The following is a 16556-nucleotide window of genomic DNA, read 5'->3' as shown; positions in this document are numbered from 1 at the left end:
GGATGAACACCATGCACAACCACGTCCAGCACGCCTCCCTTTTCATCCTGACGCCACCCTATGCGCCGCCCCTGCGCCGCACGGCGCTGGCGCTGCTGCTGGCCGGCTGTTTCGGCGCCGCGCAAGCCAACCCCGCCTTGCCGCAGGTGGTCAACGGCCAAGCGACGTTCAATCAGCAGGGCAACATCTTTTCGATCACGAACACGCCCAACACCATCATCAACTGGCAGAGCTTTTCCATCCATGCGGGCGAAATCACGCGCTTCATCCAGCAAAACGGCAATAGCGCCGTACTGAACCGCATCACGGGACAAGACCCCAGCAAGATCCTGGGCAGCCTGGAATCGAACGGCAAGGTCTTCCTGATCAACCCGAACGGCATCGTCTTCGGCCAGGGCGCGAAAGTGGACGTGAACGGGCTGGTCGCGTCCAGCCTGGGCATGACGAACGAGGATTTCCTGGCGGGCAAGCGCCAGTTCACGGCCGGCGGCGTGGCCGGCGGCGTCGGCAACGCGGGCACCATCAACGCGGGCAAGGGCGGGCAAGTGCTCTTGATCGCGCCGAACGTGGAAAACACGGGCATCATCACGGCGCCAAACGGCGAAGTGATCCTGGCGGCCGGACGCAGCGTGCAGCTGGCCGACCCCGGCAATCCGCAATTGCGCGTGCTCGTCTCGGCGCCAGCCGACCAGGCGCTGAACCTGGGCCAGATCATCGCACAGGGCGGCAGCATCGGCATGGCCGGCGCGCTGGTCAGCCAGCGCGGCGTGCTCAACGCGAACAGCGCCATCGTCGGCGAGCATGGCAAGATCGTGCTCAAGGCCAGCGGCAAGGCGCTGCTCGAAGCGGACAGCGTCACCAGCGCCACGGGCGCGGCGGGCAAAGGCGGCGACATCCAGGTGCTGGGCGAGCAGGTGGGCTTGCTGGGCAATGCGAAGGTCGACGCCAGCGGCGCCACGGGCGGCGGCACGGTCTTGCTGGGCGGCGACTACCAGGGCAAGAACGCCGCCGTGCAGAATGCGCGCCAGGTGCTCGTCGGCAAGGATGCCAGCGTCGCTGCCGATGGCATCGACAGCGGCAATGGCGGCAAGGTCATCGCCTGGGGCAATGAATCGGCCCAGGTGCACGGCAGCATTTCCGCGCGCGGCGGCGCGCAAGGCGGCGACGGCGGTGTCGTGGAAACGTCCGGCCACTACCTGGCCGTCGACGGCATCCGCGTCAATACGGGCGCGGCGCGTGGCAAGCGCGGCAACTGGCTGCTTGATCCGTATGATATCAATGTGGTGGCCGGCGCCGGCGGCCAGCTGGGCGACGTGAACCAGTTCGCCGACGCGCCGGCCACCGGCAGCAGCAACATCGGCGCCGACCTCATCTCCGGCGCCAGCAGCAATGTCATGCTGCAAGCCACGCATCGCATCAATTTCAACAGCGCCATCAGTATGACGCAGTCCGGCATAGGCTTGACCGCCAGGGCGGGTGAGACGATCAACGTCAACTCATCGATCACCACCAACGGCGGTAGCGTCACGCTGCTGGCCAACGATGCCAGCAGTGGCACACCTTACGGTGCCGGTTCGATTGTCAACCTGGCCGCGCCGATCAGCACGAATGGCGGCAGCGTTGCCCTGTCCGGTGCCAGCGTGGGCGGTGCTGGCGTGGTCAATGTGGGCAGCGGAAATCTGGCCCTGACCAGCAATATCCAGGACGGCACTATCGACCTGACCGGCAGCGGTGACCAGTTGTTCGGTAGCGGTAGCGTTGGCCAAACAGTGACTTTGCAGGCAGATAATATCGGCATTAACGGGAAGCTCAACTTTGGCGGCACGGCCGGCAGCGCGAACGTGATCATCAAGCCGCTGAGCAGTTCGCGCAGCATCGACCTGGGCACCAAATCGGGCACAGCCCTCGGCCTGAACGCGGTCGAGCTGGCTGGCATCTCGGCCGCATCGCTGACCATCGGCGACGGCACGAACACGGCTGGCATACGGATATCGGATACGCTTGCCAGGGCTGGCGACCTGCACCTCAATTCAGGTTCCGCCATCACGGCCACAAGCGCCGTGACGGTGGACGGCAGCTTTTTCCTCGACGGCGGCAGCTGGGTGCAAAACGGGGCGGCCTTGCCAGGATTTAGCGCCAGAAGCTTTGCCATCGGCAGCGGCGCCAGCTTCCTGCGCGCGACCGGCGGCGACGGCGCCTCCTCGCCCTACCTGATCGCCGATATCTACGGCTTGCAAGGCATTGCCAGCCTGGGTCTAGGCAACAACTATCGCCTGGCCGGCAATCTCGACGCCAGCGGCACCGTGAACTGGAACAATGGCCAAGGCCTCGTGCCGATTGGCGGCGGCAGCGGTTTTTCCGGCGTGTTCGATGGCGGCGGATTTACGCTCAGCAATTTGGTGATCGACCGCAGCCAGGTGCCAGGTTCGGCGGCAGGCCTGTTTGGTACCGTGCAGGGCGGCACCTTGCGCAACCTGATCCTGAGCGGCGGCAGCGTCGCCGGCACGGCGAACGTGGGCGCGCTGGCGGGCAATGTGGCCAGCGGCACTATCGAGAACGTGAACAGCAGCGTGGCCGTCAGCGGCCAGCGCAATGTCGGCGGCCTGGTGGGCAGCAACGGCGGCGCCGTCACGTTGTCCAGCAGCAGCGGCGCCGTCACCGGCGTCAATGCCGATGGCGGCGGCGCCATCGGCGGCCTGGCGGGATGGAATGCGTCCGGCGCCAGCATCGCGACTTCGTATGCCACCGGCGTGGTGACGGGCGCGCGTGAAATGATCGGCGGCCTGGTCGGCAACAACCAAGGCACGTTGAGCCAGTCTTATGCCACCGGCAATGTCAGCGGCGCGCGCAGCATCGGCGGCCTGGTGGGCCTGAACGGCGGCAGCATCGACGATGCGTACGCCAGCGGCGCCGTGGGCCGGGCCGCCACTGCCGATCCCATCCTGACCAGGGAAAACATGGGCGGGCTGGTCGGTGAAAGCACGGGCAGCGTCAGCCATGTCTTCAGCAGCGGCGCCGTGACTGGCGACGGCTATGCGGACGTGGGCGCGGTGGCCGGCCGCGTGTCCGCCGGCTCCCCGTTCAGCTATGGTTTTTTCAATTATGAAACGTCGCTGGTGCAGGCCGGTGGCGGCGGCTCCACCGGCCTCAGTACGGCGCAGATGCGGCAGCAGGCCAGCTTCAACGACTACAATTTCAGCAGCGTGTGGCGCATCTACGAAGGCTATACGACGCCGATGCTGAAGGCTTTCCTGAAGCCGCTGCAAGTGAACCTGTCGGGCAACGCCGCAGGCAAGGTCTACGATGGCCAGCTGGCCGCCTTCCTCGGCTCGATCGGCTATGTGGGATTGCTTGATGGCGACACGGGCGTCAATGGCAGCCTCGGCTACGGCAGCAATGCGCGCAACGTGGGCAGCTATGCGGCGACGGGCCTGTGGTCGACCAAGTACGACATCACCCTGGGCGGCACGACGACCTTCGCCATCACGCCGCGCGCGCTGACGGTGAGCATCGGCGGCAACGGCAAGGTCTATGACGGCACACTCGGTTACGACGGCGCCAGTTTCGTGCTGGGCAATCTGGTGACGGGCGACAACATCAGCGCCAGCGGCAGCGCCGCCTTCCTCGACAAGAACGTGGGCGGCAGCAAGGCCGTGCACGCGAGCGGCCTGGCCCTGGTCGGCAATGAACTGGGCAACTACAGCCTGGCCGCGACGACGGCGGACGGTACGGCGGCCATCACGGCGCGCCTGCTGAACTATGGCGTCTCGGGTGCGCAAAGCCGCGTCTACGACGGTACCTTGCAGGCGGCCCTGAACGGCTACTTCGAAGGTCTCGCGACGGGCGACCAGGTCGGCATGGAAGGCTTGCAGGGCAGCTTCCGCGACAAGAATGTCGGCACCGGCAAAACGGTCGATTATCAGGTATCGACCGGCCACCTGACGGGCACCGATGCGGGCAACTATGTGCTCAATGGAAATGCTGGCAGCACGACGGCCGACATCACGGCACGCACCCTGAACGTCAATATCAGTGGCGTCAACAAGACCTACGATGGCACGACAGGCGCGCAGGTGAACTTCGGCGACGACCGTATCCAGGGCGACGTCCTGACGGTGGCGGGCAATGCCGCGTTTGGTAACAAGAAAGCAGGAACGGGCAAGGCAGTGCACGTGACGAACGTGGCGTTGAGCGGCGACGACGCAGGCAACTACGTGCTCAATGGAAATGCGGGCAACACCACGGCCGACATCACGGCACGCACCTTGAACGTCAATATCAGTGGCGTCAACAAGACCTACGACGGCACGACAGGCGCGCAAGTGAATTTTGGCGACGACCGTATCCAGGGCGACGTCCTGACGGTGGCGGGCAATGCCGCGTTTGGCAACAAGAATGCGGGTGCCGGCAAGGCCGTCAATGTCACGAACGTCGTGCTGAGCGGTGGCGATGCGGGCAACTACGTGCTGGTTGCAAACACCGGCGGCACCACGGCCGATATCGCGGCGCGCACCCTGAACGTGAGCTTTAACGGCGTCAACAAGACTTACGACGGCACGACGGGTGCGCAAGTGATTTTTGGCGACGACCGCATCCAGGGCGATGTCCTGACGGTGGCGGGCAATGCCGCGTTTGGCAACAAGAACGCGGGTGCCGGCAAGGCGGTCAATATAAGCAATGTGGGCGTGAGCGGTACCGATGCAGGCAACTATGTGCTGAGCAGCAATGCTGGCAGCACCACGGCCGACATTGGTGCGCGCGCGCTGAACCTGTCCGGCGTGGCGGGCGGCAAGGTCTACGATGGCACGACGGCTGCGCGGCTGAGCCTGGGTGATGACCGTGTCGCCGGCGACATCTTGACTGCCTCGGCAGTCGCCAACTTTGCGGACAAGAACGTGGGCACGGGCAAGGCGGTGCAGCTGAGCGGCGCGACCGTGACGGGCGCCGATGCGGGCAATTATTTTATCGTCTTGCCGACAGGCTTGCTGGCCAGTATCACGCCCGCCAGCCTGACCCTGGCAGGCGTGACCGCAGCCGGCAAGGTGTATGACGGCACGACTTCCGCCACCGTCAGCGCTTCGGCGAACGGCGTGCTGGGTCAGGATGTGGTCAGCGTGGTGGGCGGCAGCGGCAGCTTTGCCGACAAGAACGCGGGTGCCGGAAAACTGGTGACGGCCAGCGGCTTCCGTCTGGCGGGCGCCGATGCGGGCAACTATACCCTGGAGACGACGGGCGGCACGGCGCAGGCATCGATTGCACAAAAACAATTGTCCACCTGGGTCGGCAGCGGCAACGGTCTGTGGAGCGATGCGGCCAACTGGGACGGCGGCGTGGTGCCGGAAGGCGCGAACGTGCTGGCCGTCGACTTTAGCAATAGCAAGGGCACCGTTACCTACAGCGCGGCGGCCGGCAACACCATTCTGAAAAACCTGAACTCGGCGACGGGTTTGCTGTTGACGGGCGGCAGCTTGACCTTGGGTGAAAGCGCGCTGGACCGCTCCGTGCTGGGCGGCCTGGCTGGTCTGGAAATCAACGGCGGCAGCTTGCTGCTGAACGGCAGCCTGTCGGCGGACCGCTATGCGCAGGGCGGCGGCCTGCTGAGCGGCAATGGCAACCTGCTCATCGCCAACAGCTTCAATCAGACTGCCGGCGCCATCCGGCTGGCGGGCCAGCTGGCCATCACGCAAGCGGCTGGCGACTTGCGCTTCGCCAGCCTGGCGGCGAACACCGTACAGCTGAGCGCCTTGAACGGCGCCATCGCCCAGGACGGCGCGCTGCTCGCCGGCAGCGTGGCTGCGCAAGCGCGCGATGGCATCGTGCTGGGCAATGCTGGCAACCAGGTGGGCAGTTTTACCGCCAGCAATAGCGCAGGGGGCGGCATTGCGCTGAACAATACCTCGGCGCCGGGCACCTTGACCTTGGGAACGCTGGACACGGGCGCGGGCAATATCGCCATCGACAATACGGGCGGCGTCGCGGCTGGCAATATCAATGCGAATGGCGGCAACGTCAGCGTGACGGCGCACAGCCCCGTCACCGTCAACGGCAAGATCGCGGGCAATGACATCACGCTCAATGCCAGCACGGACGTGCTGCTGGGCGATGGTGCGCAGCTGGCCGCCGCGCGCGACATCAGCGTGGTGGCTGGCGGCGATATCCGCGTCGGCGGCAATGCGACTATCGCTGGCGCCGGCAATTTCAGCGCCATCGCGGGGACCAATGTGCGCTTTGCGGACACGGCCAGCGTCACCTTGCCGGCAGCGGGCAGCATCGGCGTGCTGGCGAAAACGGGCAGCATCACGGGCGACGCGGGCGTGCGCGTCAATCGCCAGCGCAGCGGCGTGACCCTGCTGGCACCGAATGGCGCGGTGAACATGGCGGACGCCATCTTCCTGCCCGCCACGACCATCGACAAGCCCGTGATCGACACCGTCACGAGCGCGGCCATCGACGATGCCTTGCGCATCATCAAGCAGGCCGACCGCGCCAATGATGCGCTCGCGTCGACTTCGCCCACCACGGCTGACGATAAAAAGAAAGACAGCAAGGAGGTTGCCGGTGCCACAGATAAACCAACAGGATACAAATTCGATGAACCTACTAAAAAAATGTACTGCAATTAAGGCCTTGTTGTGGCTGGCCTTGATGTGCGTGGGCGCGCACGCCTGGGCCGGACAGGTGGCCGGCACGGTGATGCAATTGAGCGGTCCGCTGATGGCCAAGAAGATGGACGGCAAGGTGAAAATCCTGGCCATCAAGTCCGAGGTCGAGCAGGGCGATACCTTGCTGACGGAAAAGGAAACGTATGCCTTGATCAAGCTGATCGACAATAGCGAAATCATCTTGAAACCGGATACCAGTTTCGTGATCGAGAAATTCAGCTACACGGCCGAGCAGCCCGACGGCGACCACGCCATCTTCAGCTTGCTCAAGGGCGGCCTGCGCTCCGTCACGGGCTTGCTGGGCAAGCGCAACAAGGAACGCTTCGAGATGAAGACGCCGGCCGCCACCATCGGCATCCGCGGCACGACGTTTGTTGCCAGCTATGTTGCTCCCTCGGCGCCGCTGCCGACGGCGCCGTCATCGGCAGGGCAGGGAATGGCTCCCGGCCTGTATGTGCACGTGATCGACGGCATGATTCATGTGACGAATTCAGTGGGCTCGCAAAACTTTGCCCCGGGCCAGTTTGGCTACACACCCAACTTCCGGCAACCTCCCGCCCTGTTGCCCGTCAATCCAGGCCTGCAGTTCACGCTGCCGCCGGCCTTTTTGCCATCGGCCTCAAGCGGCGGCGGTCCTGCCGGCGGCACCAAGCCTGCCGCCATCGACTGCGTGGTGCGCTAGCTTTCTTGGACTGGCCCCTGTTTCCTTTGAAATAGGGCTTGACCTTCCCATCGTTGGATAGCAGATCCTGACCTTATTAGTCAATCTTTCGTACAGGATCTGCCATGAACCAGAGTGCACTCGCTCCCGCCGCTTCTCCTCCCGCCGCCGCGCATGCGCAGGCGCTGGCCATCGAAGGCATGAGCTGCGCCTCGTGCGTGGGCCGCGTGGAAAAGGCCCTGGCCGCCGTGCCCGGCGTGAGCCTGGCCAGCGTCAACCTGGCCACGGAAATGGCCAAAGTCACGTCCAGCACGCCGATTCCGCTGGCCACCTTGCAGGCTGCCGTGGAAAAGGCCGGCTACAGCGTGGCGCAGCGCGAAATCGACCTGAACATTGCCGGCATGACGTGCGCTTCGTGCGTGGGCCGGGTGGAAAAAGCCTTGCTGAAAGTGCCTGGCGTGCTGGCCGCCAGCGTCAACCTGGCCACGGAAAGCGCGCGCGTCAAGGTGACGGGCGAGGCCGATGCGGCTGGCCTGGTCGCGGCCATCGGCAAGGCCGGCTATGAAGCCAGGGTGCCCGCCGCCAGCCAGGCCAGCGCGCCCGCCGTGGCGCCGAATCGCGACGGCATGAAAGTGGCGTTCGCTGCCGTGCTGGCTTTCCCCTTGATGTTGCCTATGCTGCTCGAATGGGCCGGCATCCATCTGATGTTGCCCGGCTGGCTGCAATTCGCGCTGGCGACACCCGTGCAGTTTTACTTTGGCGCGCGTTTCTACAAGGCGGGCTGGAAGGCGGCCCGCGCCGGCAGCGGCAATATGGATCTGCTCGTGGCGCTGGGGACGAGCGCCGCGTACGGCCTGTCCGTCTACCAGTGGCTGACGGCGGGCGAAATGCTGCCGCACCTGTACTTTGAAGCGTCGGCCGTCGTCATCACCCTGGTGCTGTTGGGCAAATGGCTGGAAAGCCGCGCCAAGCGCCAGACGGCCTCGGCCATTCGCGCGCTGCAAGTCTTGCGTCCGGAATCGGCCCGCGTGCGCCGCGACGGCGTGGAGCTCGACTTGCCCGTGGAGCAGGTGAAAGTGGGTGACCTGGTGGTCATCCGTCCCGGCGAGCGGGTGGCCGTCGATGGCGTCGTGGTGGAAGGCGCCAGCCAGATCAACGAGTCGCTGATCACGGGCGAAAGCTTGCCCGTCGATAAGCACCCGGGCGACAAGGTCACGGGCGGCGCCATCAATGCCGACGGCTTGTTGCTGGTGCGCACGCAAGCCGTGGGCGGCGAGACGACCTTGTCGCGCATCATCCGCCTGGTGGAAGATGCGCAGGCGGCCAAGGCGCCGATCCAGCATCTGGTCGATAAGGTCAGCGCGATTTTCGTGCCCGTGGTGCTGGTGCTGGCGCTGCTGACCATGCTGGGCTGGTGGTTCGCCACCGGCGAGCTGGAAAACGCCATCATCAATGCCGTCGCCGTGCTCGTCATCGCCTGCCCCTGCGCGCTGGGCCTGGCCACGCCGACGGCCATCATGGCCGGCACCGGTGTGGCTGCCCGTTACGGCATCCTGATCAAGGATGCGGAAGCGCTGGAAGTGGCGCACGCCGTCAATACCGTCGTGTTCGACAAGACAGGCACCCTGACGGTGGGCAAACCCGCGCTGGCAGCCCTGCATGCGCACGGCATCGACGATGCCCGCCTGTTGCAACTGGCGGCCAGCATCCAGCGCGGCAGCGAGCACAGCCTGGCTACGGCCGTGCTCGATGCGGCTGCCGCGCGCCATATCGAACCCTTGCCAGCCACGGCCCTGTCGGCCTTGCCGGGCCGCGGCCTGGCGGCCCACGTCGATGGCCTGGAGTTGAAGCTGGGCAGCACGCGGCTGATGCAGGAATTGAATGTAGACATGACGCCTTTGGCGGCACAGGCCTTGTCGCTGGAAAACACGGGCAACACGATTTCGTGGCTGGCCTCGGGCACGCAATTGCTGGGGCTGTTTGCTTTCAGTGACCAGGTCAAGCCGAACGCGCAGGCGGCCATTGCCCATTTGCATAGCCTCGGTATCCAGACGGTGATGCTGACCGGGGACAACCAGGGCAGCGCGGACGCCGTCGGCCAGTTGCTGGGCATCGACACGGTGGCGGCAAAAATGCTGCCGGCCGATAAAACCGCTAAAATTGTCGCGCTGAAGGGTGAGGGCGCGAAGGTGGCCATGGTGGGCGACGGCATCAACGATGCGCCCGCGCTGGCGGCCGCCGACGTGGGCATCGCCATGTCGACGGGCACGGACGTGGCCATGCATGCGGCCGGCATTACCTTGATGCGCGGCGATCCGGCCCTGGTGGCGGACGCCATCGATATCTCGCGCCGCACCTACAGCAAGATACGGCAGAATCTGTTCTGGGCCTTCATTTATAACCTGATCGGCATTCCGCTGGCCGCCTTCGGCCTGCTCAACCCCATGGTGGCGGGCGCGGCGATGGCCTTCAGTTCGGTCAGCGTGATCAGCAATGCCCTGTTGCTGCGCCGCTGGAAAGCCCGCAGTGCGCATACCAAGGAGTCATAGGATGAATATCGGCCAAGCGGCAAGCGAAACGGGCGTATCGGCAAAAATGATACGCTACTACGAAAGCATTACCCTATTAAAACCCAGCGCGCGCAGCGACGCCGGTTACCGCATCTACACGCCGAATGACTTGCACGCCCTGCGTTTCATCAAGCGCGGGCGGAGCCTGGGCTTTTCGCTCGAGCAGATCCGCGAACTGCTGTCGCTGTGGCAAAACGACCAGCGCGCCAGCGCGGACGTAAAAGGCATCGCCCTGGCCCACGTGGCGGACTTGAACCAGCGCATCGCCGAACTGACGGAAATGCGCGATACCCTGGCCCACCTGGCGCAATCGTGCCACGGCGACGACAAGCCCGATTGCCCCATCCTGCAAAGCCTGGGCCTGGCCGGCGATACGGAAGCGACAGCATGTTGCCATTGAGGTAAATCGACGGAGGTGGGGTATGGCGTTTGAACTGTATTACTGGCCCACGATACAGGGGCGCGGCGAATTCATCCGGCTGGCCCTGGAAGAGGCGGGCGTCGACTACCGCGACGTCGCCCGTTTGCCTGAACGCCAGGGGCAGGGCGTTCCCGCCATGCTGGCCTGCCTCGACGGCGGCAGCACGCCGCACGCGGCCTACGCGCCACCCGTGCTGCGCGATGGCGAGCTGCTGATCGGCCAGACGACGAACATCCTGTTCTACCTGGGCCGGCGTTTGGGGCTGGCGCCGCGCGCGGAAAGCGGCCGCTTGTGGCTGAACCAGCTGCAACTGACGATGGCCGACTGGCTGACGGAAGTGCACGACACGCACCATCCGCTGTCGGTGAATCAATATTACGAAGAGCAAAAAGAAGCGGCCCTGCTGCGCAGCGCGGATTTCCGAGAAGCACGCTTGCCCAAGTTTCTCGATTATTTCGCGCAAGTGCTGCTGAACAGCCGGGGCCAGTATCTGGTGGGGTCAAAACTCACGTATGGCGACCTGTCGCTGTTCCAGATGCTGGCGGGCTTGCGTTATGCCTTTCCGCAAGCCATGGCGGGCCTCGCGCCCGAATATCCCGCCTTGTCCGACTTGCACGATGCCGTGGCGGCGCGGCCGAACATCGCCCGCTACATGAAGTCGAAGCGCAGAATCGCCTTCAACGAGGACGGCATCTTCCGCCACTATCCCGAGCTGGACGGATAAAAAAACAGCCGGCGCAAGGGCCGGCTGTCTTGTTGAAGCGACTGCTGTTATTGTGCGCTGGTAACGGGAAATCCCGCCTCCACGATGGCCGCGCTGATGGCGCCCAGTTCGGCGGGCGATTCCACCGTGACGCGCTTGCTGGCCAGGTCGATCTGCACCTGGGCTTGCGGATCGATGGCTTGCACCGCTTTCGTGACCGAGCCGACGCAATGGCCGCAGCTCATGTTTTCAACTTGTAACTGGTACATGGCAAGCACTCCTTCAATGGTTAAGTGTGTCCACTGTAAGCCTTCCCCCGATGGTAAGGTCAAGGGGAAAGCTGCCGCAGGAATCAATTCAGCAGGAAATCGACGGCTTGCATGGGCGGCGGCACATTGTCGTCCTGTACGGATTCGCGCAGGCTGATGTCGATGGCGCGGCACATGGCCGACAGGGGCAGATCGTTGGCATCCTCGCCGAACGGTTCCTCGATCTCGTCGCCCAGCGCATCGAGGCCAAAGAAGGTGTAGGCGACGATGGCGACGACGAACGGCGTCATGAAACCGAGCGAATCGACGAGGCCGAAGGGCAGCAGGAAACAGTACAGGTACGCCGTGCGGTGCAGCAGCAGCGAATACGAAAACGGAATCGGCGTGCTGCGGATGCGTTCGCACGAAGCGCCTGCGCCCACCATGGCGGAGACCGTGTTATCGATCTGCGTGGCGAGGATGCTGTCGATGCGGCCTTGGCGGACGCAGTCGGCCAGGTCGTGACCCATCTGCAGCATCAGATAGTCGGACGGGTTCGCCGCCCTGCAGGCCGCTGCCCATTCGGCCGGGCGCAGCAGCGGCTGCAAGTCGGCCGGCCCGCGCGTGTCGCGCAACTGGTGGCGCAGCGCATGGCAAAAGGCGATGGTGCGGTAAATCATGCGTACGCGCACGTCTTCCAGGCCCAGCCTCGCGTGGGCCGGTGTGTCGCCGCGTATCATGGTCTGGCACTGGCGCGAGAAATTACGGCTGCGCAAGACCAGTTCACCCCACAGCTTGCGTGCTTCCCAGTAACGGTCGTAGGCGGCCGTATTGCGAAAGCCGAGGAAGATGGCCAGCGGCAAGCCGATCAGGGTAAACGGGATGGTCGTGAGGATCACCTTGTGGTCGAACAGGGTGCCGTGGCACCAGGTGACGAGGGTGGCGATCAGGGTATTGACGATCAGCGTGATGCGGATGCGCGGCAGGACGGAGCCGCGTACCACGAGGAACAGCCTTAGCGCCGACGGACGCTCGCGCACGATCATGCTGTGCTCCCGGTTTGGGATTGGGCTGGCGGGGAAACACGGGGCCGGTGATCGCTAAGAGGGGAAAGACGAAACGGCAATTGCCGGGAACAAAAAGCCCGCGATGTATGCGGGCTGAGCTGGGTGTGCATGGGAAGCAGAGTAGGGGAGACGGCTTGAGTATAGGCCGCCGTTTCTCTTCAGGCCAATTCACAGTGATAATGGGTATTATTCATTTCATGAATGAATATTTCATTTATATGTGTAAATTTCAGCTTTCCGGGGTCTGTCCCTGCCGTATCTTCTTGCGGTGTTCTTCCTGCTGCCGTTTCAGTGCGGCACTGGCTGCATAGTCGTTGCGAAACCACGTCTTGCCTCGGCCCGGCCGGGAGCAATCAGCCAGGCTGGCCACGTCGGCGCAGTCGCAGGCACAGTCGACCATGGGTATGTCGCAATCGCAATACCCTGCCTGTGCCTGGCGGCGCGCACTGCGCCGCGCCTGCGGATGCAGCGCGAGGTGCTGGCGATGCCGCTCGCCGCAGGCGCGCAAGCGGCGTTGCAACAAAGGCAGGCCCGCGCGCAAGCCGTGGCGCGCGATGACCTTGTCGCCGTAGGCGGAACAGCTGTCGCGTCCCGTGAGCACGCGGTAGGCGCAGGAGAACCCCTTCCATGGTGACAGGTAGCGCTGGTAGGCGCGGATGGCCCACAGGGCCAGGCGCTTGCCACAAGTGTTGAATGAGAAAATGCCAGCTCCTTTGCCGGGGGCGTCAAGACGGTGATGCGAGCATACGACAAGTGTCCAAAAAATAATAGCGCCAGCGGCCTAGGTAGCCATGATTTTCCAGCCATACCAGCCGAACGCCGCCGCCCACGCCAGCAAGATCGCCAGCCCCGGCAGCAACAGCCATTTTGTCGCCGTTTCTTCCCACTCCACGTACGGCTTGCCGCCGCGCGCGATGGCCAGCAGCGCCTGGCCCCCGTTCAAGCCGGCAAACGGCAGCAGGTTGAACGCGCACAGTTTCAATGAGAACAGGGCGAACACGAGCGCAAAGCCGTGCGTGCGGGCAAACCGTTCTCCATCACCCAGCAATGCCTGCGCCGTCGACAACGGTGCCAGTGCACCGTGGATGATTTGCCCGAAGGCGGCGAGGAAACCGTCCCAGCCCGAAGCTCCCATGATGCCCAGCGACAATGCCAGCAGCCCCCCCACTCCGCTCAATGGCAGCAGCAGCTGCTTCCACAGCGGCTGGAAGTTATACGCGTCCAGGCAGGGATCTTCGTCATACAAGGTTTCCGCGCGCGTATCTTTCAGCACCACATTGCCGGCCAGGGGCAGCAGCTTGACGTGGACTTTCCCCCAGGTCAGCAAAGTCGGGCCCACGCCATAGCTGATGCTGCGCACGGTGATGCCCATAGCGCGGGCGCACGCGGCCATGACGGAAATGTGGATCAGCATGAAAAGGATGAAACAGAGCAGTAACTGGAGGGCGGGAGCCATCGGATATGGTTTCCTGAAAGAAAGGAGCGGTATTAGAACATGCCGCCACGAAAAGCTGCGCACATGAAAAAAGCCCCGGTTGCATCGCTGCAGCCGGGGCTTCGAATGACGGGGCGGCTCGCGCCGCCCGCTACGATTTACAGTACTTCGCTGGCGTGGTCGGCCAGGCGCGAACGCTCGCCGCGGGCCAGGGTGACGTGGCCGCTGTGGGTCCAGCCCTTGAAGCGGTCGACCACGTAGGTCAGGCCGCTCGAGCCTTCCGTCAGGTATGGCGTGTCGATCTGCGCGATGTTGCCCAGGCACAGGATCTTCGTGCCGGGACCGGCGCGCGTGACGAGGGTCTTCACCTGTTTCGGCGTCAAGTTCTGCGCTTCATCGATGATGAGGAACTTGTTGACGAAGGTGCGGCCGCGCATGAAGTTGAGCGACTTGATCTTGATGCGCGAGCGGATCAGGTCTTGCGTTGCCGCACGGCCCCATTCGCCGCCATCGGAGTCGGACTTGTTCAGCACTTCCAGGTTGTCGTCGAAGGCGCCCATCCATGGCGACATTTTTTCTTCTTCCGTGCCTGGCAGGAAACCGATGTCTTCACCGACCGGCACCGTCACGCGGGTGACGATGATTTCATTGTAGAGCTTGGTTTCCAGCACTTGCGCCAGGCCGGCGGCCAGGGCCAGCAGGGTCTTGCCGGTACCGGCCTGGCCCAGCAGGGTGACGAAGTCGCATTCCGGATTCATCAGCAGGTTCAGCGCGAAGTTTTGCTCGCGGTTGCGCGCCGTCACGCCCCACACATTGTTCTTCGTGTGGCTGAAGTCGCGCAGGGTTTGCAGCACGGCCGTCTTGCCGTTGATCTGTTTCACCTGGCCGTAGAACGGCGTTTCGCCGTTTTTCGGTTCCAGATAGATGAACTGGTTGACCAGCAAGGATGGAATGAACGGGCCCGTCACGCGGTAGAACGTCGAACTGTAGCCGTTCTTGCTTTCCTGCCAGGATTCCATGTCCTTGCCATGCTTGTTCCAGAAGTCGTCCGGCAATTGCACGATGCCCGAGTACAGCAAGTCCGTGTCTTCCAGCACATGGTCGTTGAAGTAATCTTCGGCCGGCAAGCCCAGGGCACGCGCCTTGATGCGCATGTTGATGTCTTTCGACACCAGCACGACAGGGCGGCCTTCCTGTTCCGACTCGAGCGAGCGCACGACGGCGAGGATCTGGTTGTCGGCTTTGCCCACTGGCAAGCCAGCCGGCAGGTCGGCGCTTTGCAAGCGCGTCTGGAAGAACAGACGGCCCTTGGCGTCCTTGTTGCCCAGCTTGGACAGCAGGATGCCGTGTTCGATGGCGTCGTCGTCCGTGTTGCTGATCAGGGCGTCGAGCGTGCGCGAGACCTGGCGTGCATTGCGCGCCACTTCCGTCATGCCCTTCTTATGGTTGTCCAGCTCTTCCAGGGTCATCATCGGCAGATACACGTCGTGTTCCTCGAAGCGGAACAGCGACGATGGATCGTGCATCAGCACGTTCGTGTCGAGCACGAACAGCTTGCTGATGCCGCGCTGGTCGGCGGCGCGGCTGGCGGACGACTTGAGCTGGACTTCCACAGGCTTGTGCTTGGCCGGGTGCGGTTGCTCGGCTTGCTTGACGGACTTGATCGGCGTGACCTTGCTTTTTGCCGCAGGCTTGGCTTTCGCCGCAGGAGCAACGGCCGCAGGCGCGGCGACGGCTGGCGCAGGCGCCGGCTTGGCGACCATCAGGGCCGCCACTTGCTTGATCTTCGTGGCCGCATTGCGGACCGGTTTGGCGACGTCGGCGATTGCCGCTTCAATGATCGGTGCAGCCACTTTCTTGGCTGCCGGGGTTTTGGTGGCCGGGCGCGCTGCGCCTGCGGTTGGGTAATCTTGGGTGGCCAGGATGGTGGCTGGCTTGCTCGGTAATTTTGGCAGTGGCATCAGGATCTCAATCAAAAAATTTCTGGAATGAATCTCCCATGGGCAGCCAGCTTCTGGCGGCACTTCTCATGGGGGGATGCGAGGGGAACAACAATGCTACAGGACGAATAACTGCCGGGAGGCCGGCAGCAAGGCCGGTCATGGACGCCATAGCCGGGCTGCAGGCCCGCCTGGCGGAGTGGGTGGAGGCGCTTCGTTGACTCAAAATGGCGATAGGTACCGTGAACTGAACTGCGGTTGAACTAGGCTCGCTGGAAGCTGGCAACACGCATTGGATCAACATGGACGATCAATTCAGATGCGCTACGAATTCCAGCACTTCTTCCACGTGAGTTGCGACCTTCACGCCTCTCCATTCTTTCACCAATCGGCCCTGGGCGTCAATCACAAACGTGCTGCGCTCGACGCCACGGACCGTCTTGCCGTACATCTGTTTCATCTTCATGACGTTAAACAGCAGGCAAACGGCTTCGTCCGGGTCGGAAATGAGCTCGAATGGCAGCTCCAGCTTGGCTTTGAAGCTTTCGTGCGAGCGCAGGGAATCGCGGCTGACGCCGTAGATTTCCACGCCGGCGGCGACAAATTGCGGATAGGCATCGCGGAAGGCGATGTTTTCAGTGGTGCAGCCAGGGGTGTTGTCCTTCGGATAGAAAAACAGCACCGTGGCCTTGGCCGGGCGGCCCAGCAATTGAAAGGTTTTGCCGCTGGTCATGGCGGCGCTAAAGTCGGGTATGCTAACGAGGGATTGGCTATCAGCCACAGGTTCTCTCCTGAACGGTGATCATCAGCGCTGTTTTTTTAATCTGGCAACGCATCCAGATGCAACAA

11 protein-coding genes are annotated in these 16556 nt (G+C 63.6%); 5 read left to right on the top strand and 6 right to left on the bottom strand.

What is annotated here, in order from left to right; genetic code table 11:
• Positions 1-11 precede the first annotated feature (11 nt).
• From BLU39_RS28505 to BLU39_RS05095, 5 genes are all read left to right on the top strand, one after another.
• A complete protein-coding gene (locus tag BLU39_RS28505; RefSeq protein ID WP_092711301.1) occupies positions 12-6623 on the top strand; it encodes a YDG domain-containing protein in 6612 nt (2203 codons plus the stop codon).
• Complete coding sequence (locus BLU39_RS05110; protein ID WP_254788890.1) at positions 6592-7344, top strand: FecR family protein; 753 nt, start codon at positions 6592-6594, stop codon at positions 7342-7344. The genes BLU39_RS28505 and BLU39_RS05110 overlap by 32 nt, the downstream gene beginning before the upstream one ends.
• A gap of 104 nt (positions 7345-7448) precedes the next feature.
• Positions 7449-9872: a heavy metal translocating P-type ATPase gene (locus tag BLU39_RS05105; RefSeq protein WP_092710576.1), complete on the top strand. Its 2424-nt coding sequence runs from the start codon at positions 7449-7451 to the stop codon at positions 9870-9872.
• A gap of 1 nt (position 9873) precedes the next feature.
• A complete protein-coding gene (cueR, locus tag BLU39_RS05100; protein ID WP_092710574.1) occupies positions 9874-10293 on the top strand; it encodes a Cu(I)-responsive transcriptional regulator in 420 nt (139 codons plus the stop codon).
• Between the two features lie 22 nt (positions 10294-10315).
• Entirely contained in the window at positions 10316-11038 is a 723-nt protein-coding gene (locus BLU39_RS05095) for a glutathione S-transferase (RefSeq protein ID WP_092710571.1), read from the top strand.
• Positions 11039-11085: 47 nt separating this feature from the next.
• Here BLU39_RS05095 and BLU39_RS05090 read toward each other — a convergent pair whose 3' ends face one another.
• From BLU39_RS05090 to BLU39_RS05065, 6 genes are all read right to left on the bottom strand, one after another.
• Positions 11086-11286 (bottom strand): heavy-metal-associated domain-containing protein, encoded by a 201-nt coding sequence (locus BLU39_RS05090; protein WP_034750458.1) that lies wholly within the window; start codon positions 11284-11286, stop codon positions 11086-11088.
• Positions 11287-11369: 83 nt separating this feature from the next.
• Positions 11370-12311, bottom strand: coding sequence for a bestrophin family protein (locus BLU39_RS05085; protein WP_092710568.1), 942 nt, complete (start codon positions 12309-12311; stop codon positions 11370-11372).
• A 250-nt stretch (positions 12312-12561) separates the two neighbouring features.
• The gene (yidD, locus tag BLU39_RS05080) at positions 12562-12999 is read right to left on the bottom strand and encodes a membrane protein insertion efficiency factor YidD (RefSeq protein WP_302848394.1); all 438 of its coding nucleotides are present in this window, start codon (positions 12997-12999) and stop codon (positions 12562-12564) included.
• A gap of 114 nt (positions 13000-13113) precedes the next feature.
• On the bottom strand, positions 13114-13788 hold the full coding sequence (locus BLU39_RS05075; RefSeq protein WP_092710560.1) for a site-2 protease family protein: 675 nt from the start codon (positions 13786-13788) through the stop codon (positions 13114-13116).
• Positions 13789-13925: 137 nt separating this feature from the next.
• Entirely contained in the window at positions 13926-15728 is a 1803-nt protein-coding gene (locus BLU39_RS05070) for a PhoH family protein (protein WP_092710557.1), read from the bottom strand.
• Between the two features lie 289 nt (positions 15729-16017).
• Positions 16018-16488 carry a peroxiredoxin gene (locus tag BLU39_RS05065; protein WP_092710554.1) on the bottom strand — a complete coding sequence of 157 codons (471 nt, stop codon included), beginning with the start codon at positions 16486-16488 and terminating at the stop codon, positions 16018-16020.
• Positions 16489-16556 lie beyond the last annotated feature (68 nt).

This window comes from Janthinobacterium sp. OK676, assembly GCF_900103595.1.
GTDB lineage: Bacteria > Pseudomonadota > Gammaproteobacteria > Burkholderiales > Burkholderiaceae_D > Janthinobacterium.
Note: the sequence above shows the minus strand (reverse complement) of the source record. Positions and strands in the feature narration are given on the sequence as shown.

What these genes read in the sequence shown, in the direction of transcription:
- BLU39_RS28505 (WP_092711301.1), top strand. Translation starts at nt 12, where the DNA reads ATGCACAACCACGTCCAGCACGCCTCCCTTTTCATCCTGACGCCACCC.
- BLU39_RS05110 (WP_254788890.1), top strand. Translation starts at nt 6,592, where the DNA reads ATGAACCTACTAAAAAAATGTACTGCAATTAAGGCCTTGTTGTGGCTG.
- BLU39_RS05105 (WP_092710576.1), top strand. Translation starts at nt 7,449, where the DNA reads ATGAACCAGAGTGCACTCGCTCCCGCCGCTTCTCCTCCCGCCGCCGCG.
- cueR (WP_092710574.1), top strand. Translation starts at nt 9,874, where the DNA reads ATGAATATCGGCCAAGCGGCAAGCGAAACGGGCGTATCGGCAAAAATG.
- BLU39_RS05095 (WP_092710571.1), top strand. Translation starts at nt 10,316, where the DNA reads ATGGCGTTTGAACTGTATTACTGGCCCACGATACAGGGGCGCGGCGAA.
- BLU39_RS05090 (WP_034750458.1), bottom strand. Translation starts at nt 11,286, where the DNA reads ATGTACCAGTTACAAGTTGAAAACATGAGCTGCGGCCATTGCGTCGGC.
- BLU39_RS05085 (WP_092710568.1), bottom strand. Translation starts at nt 12,311, where the DNA reads ATGATCGTGCGCGAGCGTCCGTCGGCGCTAAGGCTGTTCCTCGTGGTA.
- BLU39_RS05075 (WP_092710560.1), bottom strand. Translation starts at nt 13,788, where the DNA reads ATGGCTCCCGCCCTCCAGTTACTGCTCTGTTTCATCCTTTTCATGCTG.
- BLU39_RS05070 (WP_092710557.1), bottom strand. Translation starts at nt 15,728, where the DNA reads ATGCCACTGCCAAAATTACCGAGCAAGCCAGCCACCATCCTGGCCACC.